The sequence below is a fragment of the Streptomyces sp. 7-21 genome, from assembly GCF_016741785.1.
In the GTDB taxonomy this organism is placed as follows: Bacteria; Actinomycetota; Actinomycetes; order Streptomycetales; family Streptomycetaceae; genus Streptomyces.
This window is the reverse complement of the sequence record NZ_JAERRL010000003.1, coordinates 364,626-388,269: the sequence shown is the minus strand read 5'-3', so window position 1 is coordinate 388,269 and position 23,644 is coordinate 364,626. Positions and strand designations below refer to the sequence as shown.

Genomic DNA, 23,644 nt, shown 5'->3' with positions numbered 1-23,644 from the left:
CGGATCAGACCCTACCGTTATACAGCCGAGACACAACCCCCTACCGGAAACGCGATGTTCGGGCGTTTTACGCGCTATCACGCCGTTGATTTCGGACTCTTCGTCAACTAAGGCGGATGGGACGGTCGTTGACACCATTCGTGCGGCAGGTGACCGGTATGGCCGGCGGCGGGGCCGTGCCGTCAGCCGCCCCAGCCCGCCGGGTCGGTGCCGCCGGGGATGGCGTGGCCGGGCTCGTACGGGGCGCGCGTCAAGACGAATGTGCCCAGGTCGAGGTGGTCCACGCCGCCGTCCTCCCGCCGCACCACACGCAGCGTCTCCCCGGCGAACTCCCCCGACTGGCCGGTCCAGCGCTCGCCGTCGCCGGCGGGGAGGAACCGCGAGGCGCCGAGCCCGGTCTGTGTCAGCGGCGCGAGCGAGACCACACGGCCCGCGTGCAGCCGCAGCAGGAACGGCACCGTCCCCCAGTACCAGGCGCCGGTGAGGGCCAGCAGCGCCGGATCGGCGTCCGTCTGCGGCATCGGACGCCACGGCGGCGGGAACGCCGGCTCCAGCCGTGCCGCCTCGCTGAGCAGCCCGGCCGCGAGCGAGGCGGCGAACAGGCCCGAGGAGGCGTTGGTCAGCGCCACGGCCGCGAGCCCGGCGGCGTCGTCCGCGGCGTCGTCTTCCGGGATGGCGTCCGGGATGGCGTCCGGGGCGTCTGCCGGGTTCCCGCCGGCCGGGCCGCCGGGGGCCAGCCACAGGCCCGCCGTGAAACCCGGCATCGTCCCGGCGTGGCCGCGCAGCAGCCGCCCGTCGTGCCGCTCCAGCGCCATGCCAAGGCCGTAGCCGGCCTCCCAGCCGGGATCCTCGGGCACCACGGCGGCCCGCCGCATCTCGGCCAGGCTGGCCGCGCCCAGCACCCGGTCGTCACCGGACGCCAGGAACGCGGCGAAGGCACACAGGTCACCCGCCGTGGACCACAACTGCCCGGCGGGCGCCATCAGCCCGGTGTCGGTGAGCGGCTCCGGCTGCCGGACGTCGGCGTAGGGGTGCACGGCCCAGCCGCGGGCGTACGGCTCCTCGGGGCGGATGGTGGTGCGGCGCATGCCCAGCGGCTGGCAGATCTCCTCACGCACCACCTCGTGCCACGGGGCGCCGCGCTTGGCCGCGACGAGCGCGCCGAGCAGGGCGAAGCCGACGTTCGAGTAGTGGTGTCGGCGGCCCGGCTCGTGCGGCCGCGGCGCGTCGCCGAACAGGTCGGCCAGCCCGGGCCGCAAGGTGCCCGGCGTCCGCTCCCACCAGGGGCCACGCGCCTCGGACGCCAGGCCGGCGGTGTGCGCGAGCAGCTGCGCCAGGGTGGCATCGCCCCCGTGAGGGACGGACAGGTGCGCGCCGAGCGGGTCGCCGAGACCGACCAGGCCCTCGTCGCGCAGCCGCAGCACGAGCACGGCCGTGAACGTCTTGGTGATCGACCCGATGCGGTACTGCACCTCGGCGGGCGGCACGCCGCCGGGGAGTTCGCCGCGGCCGTCGCACCACACCCGCTCGCCGTCGCGGACGAGGGCGGCGACGGCCGAGGGGGCGCGTCCGGTGGACTGGGCGACGGCCAGGCGGCGGGAGAGCGCCCGGCGGGTGGCGGGAAGCAGCGGCTGGCTCATGACCGCCATGGCTACCGGCTCCGGGCGGCGCGCGCCACCGGATTACCGGCGGCGTACTCGCCGCCGAGTAGCGGCGGATACTCCCGCTGCCCGACGACGGCGGGCCGCCGCGCCGCGACCGTGGAGGCATGGATGCTCTGGCTCCTCCCGCCCGTCAGGCTCGTTCGGCCCGTTCCGCCCGTTCCGCCCGGCTGCCCCGCCGCGTCCGCCGGGGCCTGCTCGTGGCACACCTCGCCGTCTCCGTCAGCTGGCTCGGGCTGACGCTGTGCCTGCTGGCGCTCGGCGTCACCGGTGCCACCAGCGGCTCGGCCGCGGCGGCCGCGGCGGCGTACCGCTCGATGAAGGTGTGCGGCGACTGGCTGCTCCCGCCGCTGGCGCTGTCGACGTTCGCCACCGGCCTGGTGCTGGCGCTGGGCACCCCGTGGGGTCTGGCGCGCTACCGGTGGGTGTACCTGAAGTTCTGGCTCACGCTGGGCGCGGCCGCCGCCTCGCTGCTGGTGTTCCGCGGCAGCGTCAACGCGGCGGCGGCCGACGTGGCGGCCGGGCAGGCCGTGAGCGATCCGGCCAGCCTGGTGGCGCCCCCCGTGGTGTCCGGTTCGCTGTACCTGTTCATGACGGCCATCTCCGTGCTCAAGCCGTGGGGTCCCACGCGGCGGGGGCGGCGCATGGGTGGCCGCCGGGTGCCCGCGCCGGCCGGTGAGGGGCGGTGACCGTGAGGACGCCGCCGGTGTCACGGCCCCGGTCGGCAGCAGCCGCTCGCAGGCCGGGGGGATACCGCTCCGCGAGCCGGCGGCTCCCCTCGCGGCGGGTGACGGGTCCGCCCGTGCCCGCCAGGATCCCTGGCCGCTCAGCGGGATGGCCCGGTCAGTCATTGCACGCGCTGGATCGGCGCGGACGCGGGCAATTGCACGTATTGGCTATGCTGGCGGCAGGACAGGGAGGACGAGCGGAGCGGAGGAGAGCGATGACGCGTCCCGGACCCGCGCTGGCCCAGAGCTGGTGCGCCCTGTCGGCCCTGCACGACCGCATCGAGGCCCACGTCGAGCGCGCCTTGCAGGAGGCGCACGGGCTCAGCGTCCGCGAGTACTCCGTGCTGGACGTGCTCAGCCAGCAGCACAAGGGCCCGCGGGGCCACTTCCGCATGAACGAACTGGCCGACGCCGTCGTCCTCAGCCAGAGCGCCACCACCCGCCTCGTCACGCGGCTGGAGGACCGGGGCCTGCTCACCCGCTACCTGTGCCCGGACGACCGGCGCGGCATCTACACCGACGTCACCGAGCCGGGCCGCCGCCTGCTCGAGGAGGCCCGCCCCACCAACGAGCGGGCCGTCCGCGAGGCGCTCGACCAGGCCGAGCAACGCCCCGAACTCGCCCCGCTGGTGCGGGCCGTCCGCGCGCTCCCCGCGCCCGCCCCGTGACCGGCGCGGGCGCGATCAGGACCGCCGGGCGTGCTCCAGGACGCGGGTGAGCAGCCCGGTCAGCTGCTGCCGTTCGTCCTCGGCGAGCGGGGCGAGCAGCGTGTCCTGCACCGCGGCGAGGCGTTCGTCTATGCGCCGCAGCTGCCGCTGGCCCTCCGGCGTGATGGTGATGACGTTGCGCCGCCGGTCGGTCGGATCGGGGGAGCGCACGACCTCGCCGCGCTCGGCCAGTTCGTTGAGCGCCGCCACCACGTCGCTGCGGTCGATGCCGCACCGGCGTCCCAGCACCGCCTGGCTCGCCGCGCCGAACTCCGCCAGCGCCGCGAGCAGCGCGTAGTGATACCGCCGGGCGCCCGCCGCCGCGAACGCTTCCTGCACCAGCCGCCCGGCGTGCGTCGCCGTCTGCGTCAGCAGCCAGCTCGGCGCGGCCCGGAGCCGCGCTGGCACGCGATGATCAGCCGCCGTCTCCATGGCCCTGACCCTACCGGCGCCGCATGGCCCAACTCGCCCTGCGGCAGCCGTACTCGCGAGTGCGGGAGCCGCCGCGGGCCCCGCTGACCGGCGCGCCCGTCAGGCGTACTCCGGCGTCATCGCGGCGGCCAGCCGCAGCTGCGCCGCCGCTTCGTCGTCCCGTCCCAGGCGCTGGAGGGTGCGGCCGAGCATGAGACGGGCGTAGGAGTCGTCCGGCGCGTCGGCGACCAGCCGCACCAGCGCGTCGTGCGCCCGGGCCAGCTGCGCCGAGTGGAAGTAGCAGCGGGCCTCGGCGCGGCGGACGTTCAGGTCGCCGGGGTGCGCGTCGAGCAGGGGGCGCAGCAGGGTCAGCGCGCCCAGCGGGTCCCGCTGCCGCAGCAGCGACTCCACCCAGCGCAGCCGCCGGACCTCCGCGGGCTCCCGCCGGCTGCCCCCGCCTCCGCTACCGTCGCCGTCGCCGCTGGCAGCGGCGGCGAGGAAGTCCGCGATGACCCCGGGCGGCTGGGCGCCGGCGAGCGCCCGGTCGCCGACGACGATCGTCGGGGACGTGGCGATGCCCCGCGCCTTGCCGATGAGCAGCAGCTCGCGCACCTCGCGGTCGCCCGCGCCGGTGTCCAGCAGCTCCCGGCCCCCGGGGAAGCCCGCGCGCGCGGCGGCCGCCGCCAGGCACCGCCGGTCGCTGATGTCCTCGCCGTCCCGGAAGTGCGCCCGCATCACCTGCTCGGCGACCTCGTGCTGCAACGCCGGGCCGCCGTGCGCGCGGGCCAGGCGGAGCAGGCGGTGGGCGTCGTGGCTGCTGGCGCGCCAGGCCACCCGCCACGGCGCCAGTCCCTCGTCCGCCGCGATCCGCGAGATCCGCTGCCGGTTCTCCTGCGGCGACAGCCCCGGGGCGCAGCGGCGCAGCGCGGCGTCGACCAGCGGGTCGCGCCAGGCCGCCTCGGCGGGGACGGCCGCATCCGGCGTGGTGGGATCGATGCGGAAGGGCAGCCAGTCCACCTCGGCTCCGGCGCCGGCCAGCCTGGGGTCCGCCAGCGCCTGCTCCAGGCGCCGCTTGCCGATGTAGGCCCAGCCGCAGACCACGTCTGCCCAGATCTCAATGCGCATACCCGGCACACTAAACGACAACTGTTGATTAGAAAAGCGACAACTGTCGGTTAGTCTTGGGGCGTGAACCCGGACGACCCCCGTGCCCAGCGCAGCCGCGCCCGGCTGCGGACGGCGATCCTGCGGCTGGCGGCGGCCAAGGACCCGACCGCGATCACCATGTCGGAGGTGGCCCGGCAGGCGGGCGTCAACCGCGCCACCGTCTACCAGCACTTCCCGGACGTGAACGCGCTGATCACCGACGCCCTGGACGACGCCGTGGCACACGTGGCACGCGCGGCGTCGCTCTGCCCGCTCGACGCGCCCCACGGCACCGTGCCCGAGCCGCTGCGGGAGCTGTTCCGGCACGTCGAGGAGCGCGCCGGCCTGTACCGGCGCATGCTCGGCACGCGCGGCAGCGCCCAATTCGCCGCCCGGCTGCGGGAACGGGTGACCGGCGAGCTGCTCGCGGCGTTCCGCGCCGGCCGGCGCCCCCGCGGGTTCGCGGACGTGCCGCCGCAGACGCACGCCGCCTACCTGGCGGGCGCCCTGACCGGCGTGATCGCCTCATGGGTCACCAGCGACGCCCCGGCACCGGCGGACGACACCGCCGCCGCGTTCTGGCGCCTCGTGGCAGGCGGCGCGCCGGCGGCCTGACACGCCGGCACCGTCGTCAGGCAACGGGCGGCCGTCCACCGCGAGGCACGGCTCGGCCAGCACGGTCGCCGGGGTCCGGCCGCTGCACGCCACGACCCCGCGGTGCAGGGGGGACTGGTCGCAGTAGCCCGCCCGCGACGCGGCGCGCGGACCGAGCCGCGGCCGGGCCTGGGGCGCCCCCTCACCGAGGCCCCGGCGCGCACCGCCGCGCCGCTGCCGCGCTTCGCCCCGGCCCACGCCGTCTGACCGCGGCGCGGGGCCGCCGCCGGTCAGAAGCCGTTCTGCATGTTCACGAAGCGGGAGTAGTGGCCCTGGAAGGCGACCGTGATCGTCGCCGTCGGGCCGTTGCGGTGCTTGGCCACGATCAGGTCGGCCTCGCCGGCCCGCGGCGACTCCTTCTCGTAGGCGTCCTCGCGGTGCAGCAGGATCACCACGTCGGCGTCCTGCTCGATCGAGCCGCTCTCCCGCAGGTCGGAGACCATCGGCTTCTTGTCTGTGCGCTGCTCGGGCCCGCGGTTCAGCTGGGACAGCGCCACCACCGGCACCTCCAGCTCCTTGGCCAGCAGCTTGAGGTTCCGGGACATCTCCGAGACCTCCTGCTGGCGGCTCTCCGGGCGGCGGCTGGAGCCGGTCTGCATCAGCTGGAGGTAGTCGATGACGACGAGCTGGAGGTTGTTGCGCTGCTTCAGGCGGCGGCACTTGGCGCGGATCTCCATCATCGACAGGTTCGGCGAGTCGTCGATGTACAGCGGCGCCTCGTTGACCTCCGCCATCTGGCGGGCCAGCCGGTTCCAGTCCTCGTCCGTCATGCTGCCCGAACGCATGTGGTGCAGCGCCACCCGTGCCTCGGCGGACAGCAGGCGCATCGCGATCTCGTTCCGCCCCATCTCCAGGGAGAAGATCACGCTGGGCAGCTTGTGCCGGATCGAGCAGGCGCGGGCGAAGTCCAGCGCCAGCGTGGACTTGCCCATGGCGGGGCGGGCGGCGATGACGATCATCTGGCCGGGGTGCAGCCCGTTGGTCAGCGCGTCGAGGTCGGTGAAGCCGGTCGGCACGCCCGTCATCTCGCCGCTTCGGTTGCTGATGGCCTCGATCTCGTCGAGCGTGCCCTCCATGATCTCGCCGAGCGGCAGGTAGTCCTCGGCCGTCCGCTGCTCGGTCACGGCGAACACCTCGGCCTGCGCCGAGTCCACGATGTCGTCCACATCGCCGTCGGCCGCGTACCCCATCTGGGTGATGCGGGTGCCCGCCTGGACCAGGCGGCGCAGCACGGCCCGGTCGCGGACGATCTGCGCGTAGTACTCGGCGTTGGCCGCGGTGGGGACCATGTTGACCAGCGACTGCACGTACCCCGCGCCGCCGACCTTGGCCAGCTCGCCGCGCTTGGTCAGCTCCGCCGCGGTCGTGATCGGGTCGGCGGGCTCGCCCCGGGCGTACAGGTCGAGGATCGCCGCGTAGATCGCCTCGTGTGCCGGCTTGTAGAAGTCCTGGCCCTTGAGCACCTCGACGACGTCGGCGATGGCGTCCTTCGACAGCATCATGCCGCCCAGCACCGACTGCTCCGCCGCCAGATCCTGCGGCGGGACGCGCTCGAACGCCGCACGCTCCCCCGGCTCAGGGCCGTAGCCGGCGTGCCCGTCGGCGGCCACCGCGTCCGGGTCCCGCCGGGGACGGGTCACGGACAGGGGGCCTGACTCGACGGCCTCATCCCACGGAGGGCCCGCATGCTCAAGCTCAGCCACAGCACCCGCCTCCTTATGACCGCACGCGCCGCGCCCGCACCATTCTTCAACGCCCTTCCTACGGCACGGCACTGACACTCAGGCGGGCGCGCGGCCGGGAAGCACGGCGCGTTCCGCCAGCGCGAGCACCGGGTGCACCGTCAGGACGTCCAGGCGAGCGGCACCCCACGCTAAGGGGCGGAGGGGGAGGGACCCAACCAAGTTATCCACAGGCTATGTGGATTTCAGATCGATGCCTGTGGATGACGGCCCGATTCCTGTGGACGAAGCGGGGGATGACACTGTGGACGACTCCTGCAAGATCATCCGACAGTGGGCCTGACCTGGGAAGACCGTGTCCACCGGCTGTGGGAGGAAAAAAGTTCTCCCCCTGTGCCCCGCGCACGGCGGCCGCCCGCGCCACCGGCTCCGCGACCGCCAGAAAGTAAGGGACTGAAGACCCTTGCGTCCCTTACCTGTGGATGTTTGGATCGGAACATGCCAGCCAACCCCCCGGACGCCCCCGCACCCGCTGAGAGCGACCGCCGCGAGCGGCGGCGGGCCATGCGCCGCCACGACCGCGAAATCCTGGCGCTGGCCCTGCCCGCCTTCGGCTCCCTCGTCGCCGAGCCGCTCTTCCTCATGGCCGACAGCGCCATGGTCGGCCACCTCGGCACCCCGCAGCTGGCCGGCCTCGGCGTCGCCTCCGCCGTCCTGACCACCTGCGTCAACGTCTTCGTCTTCCTCGCCTACGCCACCACGGCCGCCGTGGCCCGGCGCGTCGGCGCCCGGGACCTGCCCGCCGCCGTGCGGCAGGGTGTGGACGGCATCTGGCTGGCCTTCCTCCTCGGCGCCGCGGTCCTCGCCTTCACGCTGCTGGCCGCCCCCGCGCTCACCGACGCGCTCGGCGCCTCCGCCAGCGCCGCCCCGCACGCGGTGACCTACCTGCGGATCAGCGCCCTCGGCATCCCGGCCATGCTGGTCGTCCTGGCCGCCACCGGCGTGCTGCGCGGCATGCAGGACACCCGCACGCCGCTGTACGTCGCCATCGCCGGCTTCGCCGCCAACATCGCGCTCAACGCCCTGTTCATCTACGGCTTCGGCTGGGGCATCGCCGGCTCGGCCTGGGGCACGGTCGCGGCCCAGACCGCCATGGCCGCCTTCTACCTGCGCGTCACGGCGTCAGCCTGCGGCCCAGGGCGGCCGGAATCCGCGCCAGCGCCCGCGCCGGGGCGCCGCTGCTGGTGCGCACCCTCTCGCTGCGCGCCGTGCTGCTCATCGCCACGTCCGTCGCCGCCCGGCTCGGCGACGCCGACATCGCCGCGCACCAGATCGCGCTGACCATCTGGACACTCCTGGCGTTCGCCCTCGACGCCATCGCCATCGCGGGACAGGCCATCACCGGGCGGTACCTCGGCGCCAGCGACGCCCCCGGTGCGCAGGCGGCCTGCCGGCGGATGGTGTGGTGGGGCGTGCTCTCCGGAATCGTGCTGGGGGTGCTGACCGCGGCGGCGAGCCCGCTGCTGCTGCGGCTGTTCACCTCCGACGCCGGCGTACGCGAGGCGCTGCTGCCCGTGCTGCTCGTCGTCGCCGTCACCTCGCCGGTCTCCGGCGTGGTCTTCGTGCTCGACGGCGTGCTCATGGGCGCGGGCGACGGCACCTACCTGGCCTGGGCGATGCTGCTCACCCTCGCCGTCTTTGCCCCGGGCGCGCTGCTGGTGCCCGCGCTCGGCGGCGGGGTCACGACGCTGTGGTGCATGGTCGCGGGGCTGATGATGGGCACCCGCCTGGTCACGCTCGGACTGCGCGCCAGGACCGGTCGCTGGCTGGTCACCGGCGCCGAGCGCGCCTGACCGGCCGGCGGCCGGGCCACGAGTATGGCAGCGCCCGCGCCCTCAGCCGTGCGGCTGCGGGCGCGGGCGCGTGGTGCGCAGCTGCTGCGATGTGCTGCGACGCCGTGCGAAGCCGCGGATTACTTCGCGGCCTCGACCTGGAGGCCGACGTTGGCGACGACCTCGGGGTGGAGCCGGATCGGCACGCGGTGCGCGCCCAGGCTCTTGATCGGCGTGCTCAGCTCGATGCGGCGCTTGTCGACCTCGGGACCGCCCGAGTTCTTCACGGCGGCCACGATGTCCGCCGGGGTGACGGAACCGAACAGCCGGCCGCCCTGGCCCGCACGGACCTTCAGGCGGACGGTGACGCCCTCGAGCTTGGCCTTGATGTCGTTGGCCTGCTCCACGGACGCGATCTCGCGCATCTTCCGCGCCCGGCGGATCTGCTCGACGTCCTTCTCGCCGCCCTTGGTCCAGCGGATGGCCACCCGGCGCGGCAGCAGGTAGTTACGGGCGTACCCGTCCTTCACCTCGACGACGTCGCCCGCCGAGCCGAGACCGGACACGTCACTGGTCAGGATGATCTTCATGACGCGGTGCCCCTTTCTCAGCGAGCGGTCGAGGTGTAGGGCAGCAGCGCCATCTCACGGCTGTTCTTCACGGCCGTCGCGACATCGCGCTGGTGCTGGGTGCAGTTGCCGGTGACCCGGCGGGCACGGATCTTGCCGCGGTCGGAGATGAACTTCCGCAGCAGGTTCGTGTCCTTGTAGTCGACGTAGGAGATCTTCTCCTTGCAGAACACGCAAACCTTCTTCTTCGGCTTGCGCGCGGGAGGCTTCGCCATGGTGGTACTCCGGTGAAGTGGACGAACAGGTCTGTCAGAAGGGGGGCTCGTCCGAGTAGCCGCCGCCAGAGCCACCACCCCAGCCACCGCCGCCCTGGCCGCCCGCCGGGGCACCGGTGGCCCACGGGTCGCCCGCGGGACCGCCGCCCTGCTGGCCGCCGCCGGCCGGACCGCCGCCGGGGCCCTGGCCCCAGCCGCCGCCCTGGCCGCCGCCGCGCGAGGTCTTGCTCACCTTGGCCGTGGCGTAGCGCAGGCTGGGGCCGACCTCGTCGACCTCAAGGTCGATCACCGTGCGCTTGATGCCTTCGCGGTCCTCGTAGGACCGCTGCCTGAGGCGGCCCTGCACGATGACGCGCATGCCCTTGGTGAGCGTCTCCGCCACGTTCTCCGCCGCCTGACGCCAGACGGAGCAGGTGAGGAACAGCGCCTCGCCGTCCCGCCACTCGTTGGTCTGCCGGTCGAACGTACGCGGCGTGGACGCGATGCGGAACCTCGCGACGGCCGCACCGGACGGGGTGAAGCGCAGCTCGGGGTCGTCGACCAGGTTGCCGACGACCGTGATGACGGTCTCGCCTGCCATGGGGAACCTCTCGGCGGGGGTAACTGCGGTGTGCTGCGGATGCTGCTGTGGTCGACGTCACCGGCGGTGAGGCCGATGCTGTCGATGATGGCCTATGGCTCTGACAGTGCTACCCGGGTTGCCTGACCCAGGAGGGTGCCCGTGAGGCTCAGTGCGTGTCGGGACGCAGCACCTTGGTGCGCATGACCGACTCGTTGAGGTTCATCTGCCGGTCGAGCTCCTTGACCACGTCGGGCGTGGCCTGGAGGTCGATCACGGTGTAGATGCCCTCGGGCTTCTTGTTGATCTCGTAGGCCAGGCGGCGACGGCCCCAGGTGTCGACCTTCTCGACCTTGCCGTTGCCCTCGCGGACCACGGAGAGAAAGCTCTCGATCAGGGGAGAGACGGCACGCTCCTCAAGATCGGGGTCGAGGATGACCATCACCTCGTAGTGACGCATGCGAAAACCCACCTCCTCTGGACTCAGGCGGCCACGGACGGTCCGTGGCAGGAGGGTCGTGATGCGTTTCCGCTCCGGCACCGGCTGCGGTGCGGGCGGACAGTACACCGTACCCGCACTCTCCCTTCCGGTTGAAATCCGGCCGAGCCCGGGCGCAGTCTGGACATATGGGGCATTGCGGTCTCTTCCGGCACCGCGCCCCCGCGCGCCCCGCACCAGGCCCACCACAGGCCCACCACAGGCAGGAGGTGCCGAATGACGCAGGCGGCGCACCACCACCGACCCTCCCGGTTCTCCCGGCTCACAGCCGCGGGCGAGAGGGTGATGAACACCGACGGCCGTCCCCACCCCGTGCAGAACGCCCTCGCCGGCGTCACCCTGCTGCTCGGGGTGATCGCGCTCGTCACCGCGGCCTGGCCCGGCCTGCACGTGATCAGCTGCTGGGCCGGCCTGGCCGGGATCGCGGCCGGCGGCTACGGGCAGATGATCTCCGCGACCACGGCCGAACGCTTCGTCCTCGTCATCGGCATGGGCGCGGCCGGCGTCGGCCTCTTCCTGGGCATTGCGCACGGCGGGCCCTTCGGCTGACCCCGCTGGCTCCGCTCCTCCGCTGACGCACGGAGCGGGGGGGCGGCACCGCGCCGTCCCACGCCTCCTCCGGCGCCGTTAGGCTTCCGGCCAGACCCTGCGATTGACGCCGGAGGAGCGCCCCGAATGAGCCTGACGTTGAGGACCATCAGCCGCGAGCAGCATCTGGCGTACATCCGCTCGCTGCCCTCGGCCAGCCACATGCAGGTGCCCGCGTGGGGTGACGTGAAGGCCGAGTGGCGCTCGGAGTCGCTGGGCTGGTTCGACCGCTCAGGTGCGCTGGTGGGCGTGGGCCTCGTGCTTTACCGCCAGCTGCCCAAGATCAAGCGGTACCTGGCGTACCTGCCCGAGGGCCCGGTGATCAACTGGTTCGCGCCCAACCTCGAGGAATGGCTGCGGCCGATGCTGGACCACCTCAAGAAGCAGGGCGCGTTCTCGGTGAAGATGGGGCCGCCGGTGATCATCCGGCGGTGGAACGCCGCCGCCGTGAAGGCCGGTATCCAGAACCCCGACGTCAAGCGGCTGCGGGACGTGGAGGCGACCTTCCTGGAGCCGAAGGCCTTCGAGGTCGCCGACCAGCTGCGGCGCATGGGCTGGCAGCAGGGCGAGGACGGCGGGGCCGGCTTCGGCGACGTGCAGCCCCGGTACGTCTTCCAGATCCCGCTGCGCGGCCGCTCCCTGGAGGACGTGCACAAGTCCTTCAACCAGCTGTGGCGGCGGAACATCAAGAAGGCCGACAAGGCCGGGGTCGAGGTCGTCCGCGGCGGGTACGAGGACCTGCCGGTGTGGCAGCAGCTGTACGAGGTGACGGCGGAGCGCGACCGGTTCCGGCCGCGTCCGCTCACGTACTTCCAGCGGATGTGGCGGGCGCTCAACGCCGAGGACCCGGACCGGATGCGGCTCTACCTGGCGCGTCACGAAGGCGAGGCGGTGGCCGCCGCGACCATGCTGATCGTGGGCGGTCATGTGTGGTATTCGTACGGTGCCTCCGCGAACCACAAGCGTGAGGTACGGCCTTCCAACGCGATGCAGTGGCGGATGCTCCAGGACGCGCACGCACTGGGGGCCGACGTGTACGACCTGCGGGGAATCGGCGACGCGCTCGAGGAGTCCGACCACCTCTTCGGCCTGATCCAGTTCAAGGTGGGTACGGGCGGCGAGGCGGCGGAGTACCTCGGTGAGTGGGACTTCCCGCTGAACAAGCTGCTGCACAAGGCGCTCGACATCTACATGTCGCGGCGCTGACGGCCGTTCGGCACCGCATGGGCCCCTCGACCGCACCACCAGAACTTCACAACAGAAAGGTCCCCGGCCATGGCGCTCACCCTGTACGTCGATACAGACCGCTGGCGTGCGCACCAGCGGGCGGTGCTGGCTGACTTCCCCGGCCTGGTGCCCGTGTGCAAGGGCAACGGCTACGGGTTCGGTCACGAGCGGCTGGCCGAAGAGGTCACCCTGCTCGGCAGCGACATCATCGCGGTCGGCACCACCTACGAGGCGGCCTCGATGAAGGACCTGTTCGGCGGTGACGTGCTGGTGCTGACGCCCTACCGGCGCGGCGAGGAGCCGGTGCCGCTGCCCGACCGCGTGATCCGGACGGCGTCCTCGGTCGACGGCGTGTACGGGCTGGTCGGCTCGCGCGTGGTGGTCGAGGTGATGAGCAGCATGAAGCGGCACGGCGTCGCCCCGCGCGACCTGGGCAAGCTCCAGCCCGCGCTCGAGGACGTGCGGCTGGAGGGCTTCGCCATCCACCTGCCGCTGGACCGGACCGACGGTTCGGACGCCGTCGAGGAGGTCATCGCGTGGATGGACCGGCTGCGCGCCGCCCGGCTGCCGCTGGACACGATGTTCGTCAGCCACCTGTCGGCGGAGGAACTGGGGCGGCTGCGGCAGCAGTTCCCGCAGACCCGGTTCCGCGCCCGCATCGGCACCCGGCTGTGGCTGGGTGACCACGGCGCGACGGAGTACCGCGGCGCGGTGCTGGACGTCACGCCGGTCGCCAAGGGCGACCGCTTCGGCTACCGGCAGCAGAAGGCCCCCGGCGACGGCTGGCTCGCGGTGGTGGCGGGCGGCACCTCGCACGGCGTGGGCCTGGAGGCGCCGAAGGCGCTGCACGGGATGACCTCGCGCGCCAAGGGCATGGCGCGGGCCGGGCTGGCGACAGTCAACCGCAACCTCTCGCCGTTCATCTGGGACGGCAAGCAGCGGTGGTTCGCGGAGCCGCCGCACATGCAGGTGTCGATCCTGTTCATCCCGGCGGACGCCAAGGGGCCGAAGGTCGGCGACGAGCTGAAGGCGATCCTGCGGCACACCACCACGCAGGTGGACCGCCTGGTGGACCGGAGCGGCGGGTACCAGGCGTAGTCCCGGGCCGGTCACGGGCGCGGGTACAGACGGCGGCAGCCCCGGGTCCGGTCCGGGGCTGCCGCTTGCTGCCGCCGCGTCACGCCGTCACACCGTCCGCCGCAGCGGTGCCGGGAGGGGGCGTGAGCGCGGGCGGTGTCAGCGCTCGACCTCGCCGCGGATGAACTTCTCGACGTTCTCGCGGGCGACGTCGTCGGAGTACTGCACGGGCGGGGACTTCATGAAGTAGGACGAGGCGGAGAGGATCGGCCCGCCCACGCCCCGGTCCTTGGCGATCTTCGCGGCGCGCAGGGCGTCGATGATCACGCCGGCGGAGTTCGGGGAGTCCCAGACCTCCAGCTTGTACTCGAGGTTCAGCGGGACGTCACCGAACGCGCGGCCCTCCAGGCGGACGTACGCCCACTTGCGGTCGTCCAGCCAGGCCACGTAGTCCGACGGGCCGATGTGGACGTTCTTCTCGCCCAGGTCGCGGTCGGGGATCTGCGAGGTGACGGCCTGCGTCTTGGAGATCTTCTTGGACTCCAGCCGGTCACGCTCCAGCATGTTCTTGAAGTCCATGTTGCCGCCGACGTTCAGCTGCATCGTGCGGTCGAGGATGACGCCGCGGTCCTCGAAGAGCTTGGCCAGGACGCGGTGCGTGATCGTGGCGCCGACCTGGGACTTGATGTCGTCGCCGACGATCGGCACGCCGGCCTCGGTGAACTTGTCCGCCCACTCCTTGGTGCCGGCGATGAAGACGGGCAGCGCGTTGACGAACGCCACCCCGGCCTCCAGCGCGCACTGCGCGTAGTACTTGGCCGCCTCCTCCGAGCCGACCGGCATGTAGCAGACGAGAACGTCGGCGCGGCTGTCCTTGAGGGCCTGGACGACGTCCACCGGTTCCTCGTCGGACTCCACGATCGTCTCGCGGTAGTACTTACCCAGGCCGTCGTGGGTCTCGCCGCGCAGGACGGTCACACCGGTGGGAGGCACGTCGCAGATCGTGATGGTGTTGTTCTCGCTGGCCTTGATGGCGTCGGCGAGGTCGGTCCCGACCTTCTTGGCGTCCACGTCGAACGCCGCCACAAACTCGATGTCGGAGATGTGGTAGTCGCCGAACTGCACGTGCATCAGACCCGGGACCCGGCTGTCCGGGGAGGCGTCCTTGTAGTACTCGACGCCCTGTACCAGCGAGGCGGCGCAGTTGCCCACGCCGGCGATGGCTACGCGAACCGAACCCATTCCGGTTGCTCCCTGTATGTTCTCGTTAAGCCCGCTTCGTCGCGGTGCTGCTAATTGGCGGTCTCGTCGGAGGATGCTGACCCCGGGCGGCCGCGCGGCTCACGCTCGCGGGGCTGCCCGCTCCGGGCGCCTGAGTCGCCCTGGTCGCGGCGGTCACGCCCCTCCCGCTCGCTCTCGATCAGCTCGTTGAGCCAGCGGACTTCTCGCTCCACGGACTCCATGCCGTGACGCTGAAGCTCCAGGGTGTAGGCGTCCAGCTTCTCCCGGGTGCGCGCCAGGGAGGCGCGCATCCGGTCGAGGCGCTCCTCCAGCCGGCTGCGCCGTCCCTCCAGCACGCGCATCCGCACGTCCCGCGAGGTCTGCCCGAAGAAGGCGAAGCGGACGCCGAAGTGCTCGTCCTCCCAGGCGTCAGGGCCGGTCTGGGCGAGCAGCTCCTCGAAGTGCTCCTTGCCCTCCGCGGTCAGCCGGTAGACGATCCTCGCCCGCCGGCCCGTCAGCGGCGCACGGTTGCCGTCGGCGCCGCCGGTGTCCTCGGCGATCAAGCCCTGGCGGACGAGTGACTTCAGGCACGGGTACAGCGACCCGTAGCTGAACGCCCGGAAGACTCCGAGCGAGGTGTTGAGCCGCTTGCGCAGCTCGTAGCCGTGCATCGGCGACTCGCGCAGGAGGCCGAGCACGGCGAACTCCAGGACCCCGGATCGTCTGCTCACCAGGGGGTTCACCTCCCGTCCTCAGCCGCGGGCCGTCTCGGTACACTGACTCGATACACCGTCTCGATGCATCGTCTCGATGTATCGGCCCGATGTATCTGTCCGATATATCGCCACGATAGATCCGCTCCGGGGAGCGCCGCAACCGTGCCCCCGGTGAGCGGGGTCACATTGCGGCATCGTCCTGATCGAAATGCACCAATTCTTCGCGGAACGGCGAGAGATGGGCTGTTTGGCGGTGCGTACGCTGGGGCCCGTGCGGATGACGACAACCGGGAACTCTGTGACGCGAGAGGGCGTCACAGTTCTAGGGCCTGGGCAGCCGGACGCCGCGGCACGGTCCGCGACCGGTCCGGCGGGCAGGGCCCTGGTGCACTGGCCCGGACGCCGGACCGGCCGCACGTCGGGGGACTCGGATCCACCTGAACTACCTGCCGCCAGCAGGCGTTCCACGTCTGTGCGAGGAGTAGCTGTCCCATGAGCGAGCACCGTCGCAAGCCGCCGTCACGTGGCCGCCGCGCAGCGCCGTCCTCCGGTCGGCGAGCGGCCTCACGAGGGCAGGGCGCGGCTCCGGTGCCGCCCCCGCCCGGCGGGGCGACGCCCGAGAAGCCGTACGGCAGCCGGGCTGAGGCCAGACGGGCGCAACGCCGCGGTGGCCGGCGGCGCGCGGGCGCCGCGGGCGCCGGGGCCGCGGCGGCGAGCGCCGCGGAGGGAGTGGGGCGCCGGCGCCGGGCCGCGCCGGCGAAGCGCAAGCGCTTCATCGACTACCCGCGCTCCGGCTACCACGGCCTGCGCCGGTGGGTGCCGTCGTGGAAGCAGGTGCTGGGCTCCGCCGTCACCTTCCTCGGGCTGCTGATCGGCCTGGTGGGCATCGCCTACTGGATGGTCGAGATCCCCAGCGCCAACGCGCTGGCCGTCTCACAGAGCAACGTCTACTACTGGGCCGACGGAACCCGGATGGTCACCTCCGGCGACGACGGCACCAACCGCGTCAACGTCGAGCTGAGCGACATCCCCGAGGCGTGCCAGGAGTCGGTCGTCGCCGCCGAGAACGCGTCGTTCTGGGATGACCCGGGCATCGACCCGATGGGCATCGGCCGCGCCATGCTGAACATGGCCCGCGGCGGCAGCACGCAGTCGGGCTCGACGATCACGCAGCAGTACGTGAAGAACATGTACCTCACCCAGGACCAGAGCATCTCGCGCAAGGTCCACGAGCTGCTGCTCTCGGTCAAGGTGGGCGCCCAGGTCAGCAAGGACGACATCCTCCAGGGCTACTTCAACACCTCCTACTTCGGCCGCGGCGCCTACGGCATCCAGGCCGCCGCCCAGGCGTACTACGGCGTCAACGCGGTGGAGCTGGACGACAGCCAGTGCGCCTACCTCACGACGCTGCTGCGCGGCTCGGCGCTGTACGACCCGTACAACACCGAGACGGGCGAGGAGCCCGACCCCGACCTGCTGGAGCTGGCCCAGGACCGCTGGTCGTGGGTCCTCGACCGGCGCGTGGAGACGGGCTCGCTGACGGAGGCGGAGCGGGCGCAGTTCGACGAGTTCCCGATGCCCCAGGAACCGACCCCGGCGATGAACCTGGCCGGCCAGATCGGCTACATGACGCAGATGGCTGACCAGTACCTGATCAGCAACGAGATCCTCACTGAGGAGGAGCTGGCCAGGGGCGGCTACCACATCTACACCACCTTCGACAAGCAGTCCGTCGACCAGATGGAGGCCGCTGTCGAGCAGGTGCGTGACGAGTACATCGACCCGGAGGAACGGCCCGAGGACCGGCACGTCCAGTTCGGCGGCGCCTCGGTGATCCCGGGCGACGGCGCCATCACCGCCATCTACGGCGGCGAGGACTACACCGAGCACTACCTGAACAACGCGAACAACCCGCAGGCGCAGGTCGGTTCGACGTTCAAGCCGTTCGTGCTGGCGGCGGCCATGCGGGACGGCATCCGCGACCCCGAGGGACCGCCCGAGCAGGACGCGGACGAGCGCACGCCGATCTCGCTCGACAGCGTGTACCGCAGTGAGGACGGCCTCCTCATCCACAACTACGACGGGTCCGTCTGGCACGGCGACGAGGGAGAGACGCTGCACCAGGCGAACTTCGAGGGCGGCGACCACGGCGACATCACGCTGTGGGAGGCCACGCAGGTCTCGGCCAACTCCCCCTTCGTCCAGCTCGGCATGGACATCGGCCCGGCCACCGTCAAAGAGGCTGCGATGGACGCGGGCCTGCTCGAGGAGACGCTCGGCCCGGCCGACGACACCGTCCCGTCGTTCCCGCTCGGTGTCTCCACCCCCGGCCCGATGCGGATGGCGTCGGCCTACAGCACCTTCGCCGCCAACGGCGAGCAGGCCGACCCGTACTCGGTGTACCGCGTCGAGACCAGCCGCGGCGTCTACTGGGAGCACGAGATCGAGACCGAGCAGGCGTTCGACTCGGATATCGCGGCCAACGTCACCCAGGCCCTGCAGGGCGTCATGACGGAGGAGGGCAGCGGCGCCGCCGCCGCCGACTTCCCGCTGCCCGTCGCCGGCAAGACGGGCACCACCGACGACAACCGCAGCGCCTGGTTCGTCGGCTACACCGCCAACCTCTCCACGGCCATCGGCATGTGGCGCTCCGCGGACTCCGAGGACGAGCTCGTCGGCGACGAGGAGATGGGCTTCCTCTCCATGTACGGCACCGCCGGCCTGGAGCGCATCAACGGTGGCTCGCTGCCGCTGGAGGTCTGGGAGACCTACATGCGCGAGGCCACCGAGGGCGACGACCCGGTGGAGTTCCCCGAGGCCCCGGACATCGGCGAGGTCGTCTACGGCGGCGGCGCCTCCGAGCCTGAGGCGGAGCCGGAGCAGGAGGACGAGGAGCAGCAGGAGGACGCCGAGTCGCCCGATCCGACGCAGACCGAGTCCGAGGAGGAGAGCGAAGAGCCCGAGGCGCCGCCGTCCCAGACCGAGGAGGAGCCGGGCTCGCCGCCCGCGGACGAGTGCTCCCCCTGGGACTGGGGCTGTGACAGCGACTCGGGCGGCGAGAGCGGCGGCGGAGACCTCGAAGGCCCCGGCGATGCGGAAGGCAGCTCGGACGGCGGGGACCAGGGAGGCTCCGACAGCGAAGGTGACAGCGATTCGTCAGGCGGTCCCGGCGGCTGGGGCGACTCGGGCGCCATCTTCGGCCGGGGCTGGAGAGACGGGTGACACAGCTGTGACGTAATCACGCCACAGGGAATGTGGGCTTAAGGGGCCGAACGCGCGGATTTGACCACTCGCGCGGTCGGCCCCTTGCCCCTAGGGTGAAACGCCCGGGGGGGCGTGCCAGCGAGCGCCCACAAGCGGGGAAGGTGGGAGAGCCATGGCGAGGAAAGAGCAGCCAGACGCCCTGGACGTGCGGATACTCGAACTCCTGGCGCGTGGCTATGACGACGCCCGCGTCGGCTACCGCGTCGGGCTGAGCCACCGCAGCGTGCAGCGCCGGGTGCAGTGGCTGATGACCTACCTCGGCGCCAACGGGCGCGTCGCTCTGGGGGCCAAGGCGCACGCCGTGGGGCTGCTGACCGTCTGTCTCGGCCCCGAGGTCAAGGCGTCCCGTGCCGCCGGGCGCATGGCCGAGTCCGCCGCGAGCCGGTCGTCCACGCGGACCTCCCGGCGCGCGGCCTGCGGCCCCACCGCCTGAGCCGCCCACACGCGGCCCGGGGCCCCGGGCGCCGTGAGGCAAGATGGTGCCCATGCTCCGTCCGACGCTGCGCCCCGACGTGGCCCCCACCGTCCACGACGAGGTGGCCGCCGCGGGCAGCGAGCTGATCGGCGGACCGGCAGGACGGCGGGTGAGGCCGGGCGGCGGACCGTGGAACCCGTTGCGCGTCGTCGCCCTCGTGACCATCGGGATGTTCGCCCTCGGCATGGCGCAGAAGCTGCCGTGCTACGACGGCGGCTGGTTCCTCGGCGCCTCGGAGCAGTACATCCACGCCTGCTACTCCGACATCCCTCATCTCTACGGTGCCCGCGGTTTCGCGGACGACCGGATTCCCTACTTCGAGCAGATCCCCGAGCCGACCGAGCACTTCGCCCACCTCGAGTACCCCGTCCTTACCGGGCTGTTCATGCAGCTGGCCGCCTGGCTGACGCCCGGCGGCACCACCGATCCCCGGCCCGAGCAGATCTACTGGCTCGTCAACTCCGGCATGCTGCTGGTCTGCGCCGTCGTCGTCGCGGTCTGCGTGGCCCGCACCCACCGGCACCGCCCCTGGGACGGCCTGCTCGTCGCCCTCGCGCCGGCCCTCGCCCTGACCGCCACGATCAACTGGGACCTGCTCGCCGGAGCCCTCACCTGCGCGGCGCTGCTGATGTGGTCCCGCTCCCGGCCGCTGGCCGCCGGCGTCCTGCTGGGCCTGGCGACGGCGGCGAAGTTCTATCCGCTGCTCCTCCTCGGCCCGCTCCTCGTCCTGTGCTGGCGGGCGGGCCGCTGGCGGGCCTTCGCCACCGCCGCGGCCGGAGCGGCGGGCGCCTGGCTCACCGTGAACCTGCCCTTCATGCTCAGGGCCTGGGACGGCTGGTCGGAGTTCTACACCTTCAGCCAGGAGCGGCCCGTGGACTTCGGCTCCTTCTGGCTCGTCCTGGTGCACCGGTTCGACGCCGACCTGCCACCCGAACGGGTCAATCTGCTCGCGACCCTGCTCATGGCCGCCGGCTGCGCCGCCCTGGCGGTCCTGGCGCTCGCCGCGCCGCGCCGGCCCCGGCTGGGCCAGCTCGCCTTCCTGGTGGTGGCGCTCTTCATCCTCACCAACAAGGTCTACTCGCCGCAGTACGTGCTGTGGCTGGTCCCGCTCGCCGCCCTGGCCCGCCCCCGCTGGCGCGACATGCTCATCTGGCAGGCATGCGAGGTGCTGTACTTCCTCGGCGTGTGGATGTACCTCGCCTACTCCACCAGCCACCAGGGCCTGCCCCCCGGCGGCTACCATCTCGCCATTCTCGTCCACCTGCTGGGCACGGCCTACCTGGGCGTCCAGGTCGTCCGCGACGTCCTGCGCCCCGAGCGCGATCCGGTGCGGCGCGACGGCTCCGACGACCCGGCCGGAGGCGTCCTGGACCGCGCACCGGACGCCTTCGCTCTGAGCCGCCCCGCCCCCGTTCCCGCCGCCCCCGCTGCCACCGCCGTGCACTGGGGCACCTCCTCCGGTGACGTTTCACGTGAAACCTGACGCGAGCGGACGGACCTCCGTCCTCACCGACCTGCGGACCCTGCTGCGCTTCCCGGGCTTCCGGCGGCTGCTGACCGTCCGCCTGCTCTCCCAGTTCGCTGACGGCGCCTTCCAGGTCGGCCTGGCCACCTACGTCGTCTTCTCCCCGGAGCAGCAGACCACCCCGGGCGACATCGCCGCCGCCATGGCCGTTCTCCTGCTCCCCTACTCCCTGCTCGGCCCGTTCGCCGGCGTGCTCCTCGACCGCGTGAGCCGGCGCCAGGTGCTGCTCTGCGGCAACCTGATCCGCACCGGCCTCGTCGCCACCACGTGCGCCCTCGTCCTCAGCGACGTGCCGGACTGGCTCTTCTACCTCTCCGCGCTGTCGGTCACCGCCGTCAACCGTTTCGTCCTCGCCGGGCTCTCCGCCGCGCTGCCCCGGGTCATCGACACCGAGCGCCTGGTCGTGGCGAACTCGCTGTCCCCGACAGCCGGGACGCTCGCCGCCACGGTCGGCGGCGGCGCCGGATTCGTCGCCCCGCTGCTGGCACGCAGCCAGGGGGTGCAGGACGCGCTGGCCCTCGCGCTGGCCGCCGCGGTCTACCTGCTGGCCGGCCTCTCCGCCCTGCGCCTGCGCCGCACACAGCTCGGCCCGGACCCCACCGCCGTGGCGCCCCGCCTCTCCGCCGCCCTCGCCAGCACCGCGCGCGGCCTCGCCGCCGGGCTGCGCCACCTGACCGCCCGTCCGCAGGCGGCCTGGACCCTGGCGTCGATCGGCGTCACCCGCTTCTGCTACGGCGCGCTGCTGGTCATGGTCCTGATACTCACCCGCTACGCCTGGAGCGACGGCGGCGCCGACGGCGGCGTGGCCCTCCTCGGACTGGCGGTCGGCCTCTCGGGCGCCGGGTTCTTCGCGGCCACCGTCGCCACGCCCTGGGCCGTGGCCCGGGCGGGCCGCCTCGGCTGGTTCGCCCTCTGCTCCGTCCTCGGCGCCGTCCTCGTGCCCGCCCTGGGCCTGCCGTTCCGCCCGGCCCCCATGCTCGTGGCGGCGTTCCTCCTCGGCCTGGTCTCGCAGGCGACGAAGATCGTGACCGACACGGTGGTGCAGTCGTCCGTCGACGACGTCTACCGCGGCCGCGTCTTCTCGCTCTACGACATGCTGTACAACATCGCGTTTGTGGCCGCCGCCGGCCTGGCCGCGGCCATACTGCCCGGCGACGGCCGCTCCCCCGCGCTGCTGCTGACGGTCGCGGCGCTGTACGCCGTCACCGCGGCGGCCGTGAACCAGTTGCGGCGGCGCGTCCCGGTTTCACGTGAAACGGCCCTCTAGACGCCCACGCGGGCGTCAGTTCCGCGACGCCCACCACTCCTTCAGTGCCGCCACCGCCGCCTCCCGGTCCATCGGCCCGTGCTCCAGGCGCAGCTCCAGCATGTGCCGGTACGCCTCGCCCACGAGCGGCCCCGGCCGGATGCCAAGGATCTCCATGATCTCGTTGCCGTTGAGGTCGGGCCGGATCGCGTCCAGCTCCTCCTGCTCCTTCAGCCGCGCGATCCGCTCCTCGAGCGAGTCATAGGCGCGCGACAGCGCGAGGGCCTTCCGCTTGTTCCGCGTCGTGCAGTCGGAGCGCGTCAGCTTGTGGAGCCGGGGGAGCAGCGGCCCCGCGTCCCGGACGTACCGGCGCACCGCCGAGTCCGTCCACTCGCCCGTGCCGTAGCCGTGAAAGCGCAGGTGCAGCTCGACCAGCCGCGAGACGTCCTTGACCGTCTCGTTGGGGTACTTGAGCTTGTTCAGCCGGTGGCGCGCCATCTTCGCGCCGACGACCTCGTGGTGGTGGAACGACACCCGGCCGTCCTTCTCGAACCGGCGTGTCTTCGGCTTGCCGATGTCGTGCAGCAGCGCCGCGAGCCGCAGCACGAGGTCGGGCCCCTCGTCCTCCAGCCCGATCGCCTGCTCCAGCACGGTCAGCGTGTGCTCGTAGACGTCCTTGTGCCGGTGGTGTTCGTCGCGCTCCAGCCGAAGCGCGGGGATCTCGGGCAGCACCCGGTCCGCCAGGCCCGTCTCCACAAGCAGCGTGAGCCCCCGGCGGGGGTGGCGGCCCAGCAGCAGCTTGTTCAGCTCGTCGCGGACCCGCTCCGCCGACACGATGCTGATCCGGTCGGCCATCTCCGTCATGGCCGCGCGCACCTCGGGGGCCACGGTGAAGCCGAGCTGCGAGCAGAAGCGCGCCGCCCGCATCATCCGCAGCGGGTCGTCCGAGAACGACCGCTCCGGCGTGCCGGGCGTCCGCAGCACACCGCGCGCCAGATCCTCCAGGCCGCCGTACGGGTCGACGAACTCCTTGCGGGGGAGCGCCACCGCCATCGCATTGACGGTGAAGTCGCGCCGCTCCAGATCGCCCTCCAGCGTGTCGCCGTACGCGACGTCCGGCTTGCGCGAGGTCCGGTCGTAGATCTCAGAGCGGTAGGTCGTGATCTCCAGCTGGTAGTCGCGCTCCGCCGGGTCGCCCGCCGGGTCCGGCCCCCGCTTGCGGCAGCCCACGGTGCCGAAGGCGATGCCGACCTCCCAGACCGCGTCCGCCCACGGCCGCACGATCCGCAGGATGTCCTGCGGCCGGGCGTCCGTGGTGAAGTCCAGGTCGTTGCCCAGCCGCCCCAGCAGCGCGTCCCGCACCGACCCGCCGACCAGAGCCAGCGAGAACCCGGCCTCCGCGAAGCGCGAGGCCAGGTCGTCGGCGACGGGGGAGACCCTCAGCAGCTCCGCTACGGCCCGTCGCTGCGCCGTCCCCGCGTCGGCGCTGGCGGGACGGGAGCGCGTTTCGTTCCTGTCGTTCGGCACAACAGCACAGCGTACGTGGCGCCGGCCCCGGCGGTCCTCCCCCCGGTCGGTCCGG

Annotated in this window: 21 protein-coding genes and 1 pseudogene; 11 read left to right on the top strand and 11 right to left on the bottom strand. The window is 72.5% G+C overall.

What is annotated here, in order from left to right:
- Positions 1 to 182: 182 nt before the first annotated feature.
- Complete coding sequence (locus tag JK356_RS05600; RefSeq protein ID WP_201866400.1) at positions 183 to 1,649, bottom strand: serine hydrolase; 1,467 nt, start codon at positions 1,647 to 1,649, stop codon at positions 183 to 185.
- A gap of 119 nt (positions 1,650 to 1,768) precedes the next feature.
- Between JK356_RS05600 and JK356_RS05595 the strand changes: the two genes are divergently transcribed.
- Positions 1,769 to 2,350: a DUF2269 domain-containing protein gene (locus JK356_RS05595; RefSeq protein WP_201866399.1), complete on the top strand. Its 582-nt coding sequence runs from the start codon at positions 1,769 to 1,771 to the stop codon at positions 2,348 to 2,350.
- Positions 2,351 to 2,604: 254 nt separating this feature from the next.
- A complete protein-coding gene (locus tag JK356_RS05590; protein ID WP_201866398.1) occupies positions 2,605 to 3,057 on the top strand; it encodes a MarR family winged helix-turn-helix transcriptional regulator in 453 nt (150 codons plus the stop codon).
- A 15-nt stretch (positions 3,058 to 3,072) separates the two neighbouring features.
- Here the strand turns inward: JK356_RS05590 and JK356_RS05585 are convergent, their stop codons facing one another.
- Positions 3,073 to 3,504 (bottom strand): MarR family transcriptional regulator, encoded by a 432-nt coding sequence (locus JK356_RS05585; RefSeq protein WP_307815418.1) that lies wholly within the window; start codon positions 3,502 to 3,504, stop codon positions 3,073 to 3,075.
- Positions 3,505 to 3,627: 123 nt separating this feature from the next.
- Complete coding sequence (locus JK356_RS05580) at positions 3,628 to 4,632, bottom strand: DsbA family protein (RefSeq protein WP_201866396.1); 1,005 nt, start codon at positions 4,630 to 4,632, stop codon at positions 3,628 to 3,630.
- A 63-nt stretch (positions 4,633 to 4,695) separates the two neighbouring features.
- Between JK356_RS05580 and JK356_RS05575 the strand changes: the two genes are divergently transcribed.
- A complete protein-coding gene (locus JK356_RS05575; protein WP_201866395.1) occupies positions 4,696 to 5,268 on the top strand; it encodes a TetR/AcrR family transcriptional regulator in 573 nt (190 codons plus the stop codon).
- A gap of 269 nt (positions 5,269 to 5,537) precedes the next feature.
- Here the strand turns inward: JK356_RS05575 and dnaB are convergent, their stop codons facing one another.
- The gene (gene dnaB, locus JK356_RS05570; protein WP_374100613.1) at positions 5,538 to 6,947 is read right to left on the bottom strand and encodes a replicative DNA helicase; all 1,410 of its coding nucleotides are present in this window, start codon (positions 6,945 to 6,947) and stop codon (positions 5,538 to 5,540) included.
- Between the two features lie 606 nt (positions 6,948 to 7,553).
- Here dnaB and JK356_RS05565 point away from each other — a divergent pair.
- Positions 7,554 to 8,842 (top strand): annotated as a pseudogene (locus JK356_RS05565) (MATE family efflux transporter).
- A gap of 119 nt (positions 8,843 to 8,961) precedes the next feature.
- Here the strand turns inward: JK356_RS05565 and rplI are convergent.
- The 4 genes from rplI to rpsF form a co-directional block, all read right to left on the bottom strand.
- Positions 8,962 to 9,411 carry a 50S ribosomal protein L9 gene (rplI, locus tag JK356_RS05560; protein WP_201866393.1) on the bottom strand — a complete coding sequence of 150 codons (450 nt, stop codon included), beginning with the start codon at positions 9,409 to 9,411 and terminating at the stop codon, positions 8,962 to 8,964.
- Between the two features lie 17 nt (positions 9,412 to 9,428).
- The gene (gene rpsR / locus JK356_RS05555; RefSeq protein WP_003978893.1) at positions 9,429 to 9,665 is read right to left on the bottom strand and encodes a 30S ribosomal protein S18; all 237 of its coding nucleotides are present in this window, start codon (positions 9,663 to 9,665) and stop codon (positions 9,429 to 9,431) included.
- 34 nt (positions 9,666 to 9,699) lie between these two features.
- Complete coding sequence (locus tag JK356_RS05550; protein WP_201866392.1) at positions 9,700 to 10,245, bottom strand: single-stranded DNA-binding protein; 546 nt, start codon at positions 10,243 to 10,245, stop codon at positions 9,700 to 9,702.
- Between the two features lie 148 nt (positions 10,246 to 10,393).
- Positions 10,394 to 10,684 carry a 30S ribosomal protein S6 gene (gene rpsF / locus JK356_RS05545; protein ID WP_201866391.1) on the bottom strand — a complete coding sequence of 97 codons (291 nt, stop codon included), beginning with the start codon at positions 10,682 to 10,684 and terminating at the stop codon, positions 10,394 to 10,396.
- Between the two features lie 324 nt (positions 10,685 to 11,008).
- Here rpsF and JK356_RS05540 point away from each other — a divergent pair, with 324 nt between their 5' ends.
- The 3 genes from JK356_RS05540 (at position 11,009) to JK356_RS05530 (ending at position 13,636) form a co-directional block, all read left to right on the top strand.
- Positions 11,009 to 11,272, top strand: a complete 264-nt coding sequence (locus tag JK356_RS05540) for a hypothetical protein (RefSeq protein WP_201866451.1) — start codon at positions 11,009 to 11,011, stop codon at positions 11,270 to 11,272.
- Between the two features lie 126 nt (positions 11,273 to 11,398).
- The gene (locus JK356_RS05535; RefSeq protein WP_201866390.1) at positions 11,399 to 12,517 is read left to right on the top strand and encodes a peptidoglycan bridge formation glycyltransferase FemA/FemB family protein; all 1,119 of its coding nucleotides are present in this window, start codon (positions 11,399 to 11,401) and stop codon (positions 12,515 to 12,517) included.
- Between the two features lie 69 nt (positions 12,518 to 12,586).
- Positions 12,587 to 13,636, top strand: a complete 1,050-nt coding sequence (locus tag JK356_RS05530; RefSeq protein WP_201866389.1) for an alanine racemase — start codon at positions 12,587 to 12,589, stop codon at positions 13,634 to 13,636.
- 138 nt (positions 13,637 to 13,774) lie between these two features.
- On the opposite strand, the gene JK356_RS05525 is transcribed toward JK356_RS05530, so the two are convergent.
- Together JK356_RS05525 and JK356_RS05520 are read right to left on the bottom strand one after the other, a co-directional pair.
- Complete coding sequence (locus JK356_RS05525) at positions 13,775 to 14,857, bottom strand: inositol-3-phosphate synthase (RefSeq protein WP_201866388.1); 1,083 nt, start codon at positions 14,855 to 14,857, stop codon at positions 13,775 to 13,777.
- A 50-nt stretch (positions 14,858 to 14,907) separates the two neighbouring features.
- Positions 14,908 to 15,567, bottom strand: coding sequence for a PadR family transcriptional regulator (locus JK356_RS05520; RefSeq protein WP_201866387.1), 660 nt, complete (start codon positions 15,565 to 15,567; stop codon positions 14,908 to 14,910).
- Positions 15,568 to 16,281: 714 nt separating this feature from the next.
- Here JK356_RS05520 and JK356_RS05515 point away from each other — a divergent pair.
- From JK356_RS05515 to JK356_RS05500, 4 genes are all read left to right on the top strand, one after another.
- Positions 16,282 to 18,774 (top strand): transglycosylase domain-containing protein, encoded by a 2,493-nt coding sequence (locus tag JK356_RS05515; protein WP_307815417.1) that lies wholly within the window; start codon positions 16,282 to 16,284, stop codon positions 18,772 to 18,774.
- 154 nt (positions 18,775 to 18,928) lie between these two features.
- Positions 18,929 to 19,249: an AsnC family protein gene (locus JK356_RS05510; RefSeq protein WP_201866385.1), complete on the top strand. Its 321-nt coding sequence runs from the start codon at positions 18,929 to 18,931 to the stop codon at positions 19,247 to 19,249.
- Positions 19,250 to 19,301: 52 nt separating this feature from the next.
- Complete coding sequence (locus tag JK356_RS05505) at positions 19,302 to 20,774, top strand: glycosyltransferase family 87 protein (protein WP_236670767.1); 1,473 nt, start codon at positions 19,302 to 19,304, stop codon at positions 20,772 to 20,774.
- Positions 20,764 to 22,083: an MFS transporter gene (locus JK356_RS05500; protein ID WP_201866383.1), complete on the top strand. Its 1,320-nt coding sequence runs from the start codon at positions 20,764 to 20,766 to the stop codon at positions 22,081 to 22,083. The genes JK356_RS05505 and JK356_RS05500 overlap by 11 nt, the downstream gene beginning before the upstream one ends.
- A gap of 15 nt (positions 22,084 to 22,098) precedes the next feature.
- On the opposite strand, the gene JK356_RS05495 is transcribed toward JK356_RS05500, so the two are convergent.
- A complete protein-coding gene (locus JK356_RS05495; RefSeq protein WP_307815416.1) occupies positions 22,099 to 23,589 on the bottom strand; it encodes a CCA tRNA nucleotidyltransferase in 1,491 nt (496 codons plus the stop codon).
- Positions 23,590 to 23,644: the final 55 nt, after the last annotated feature.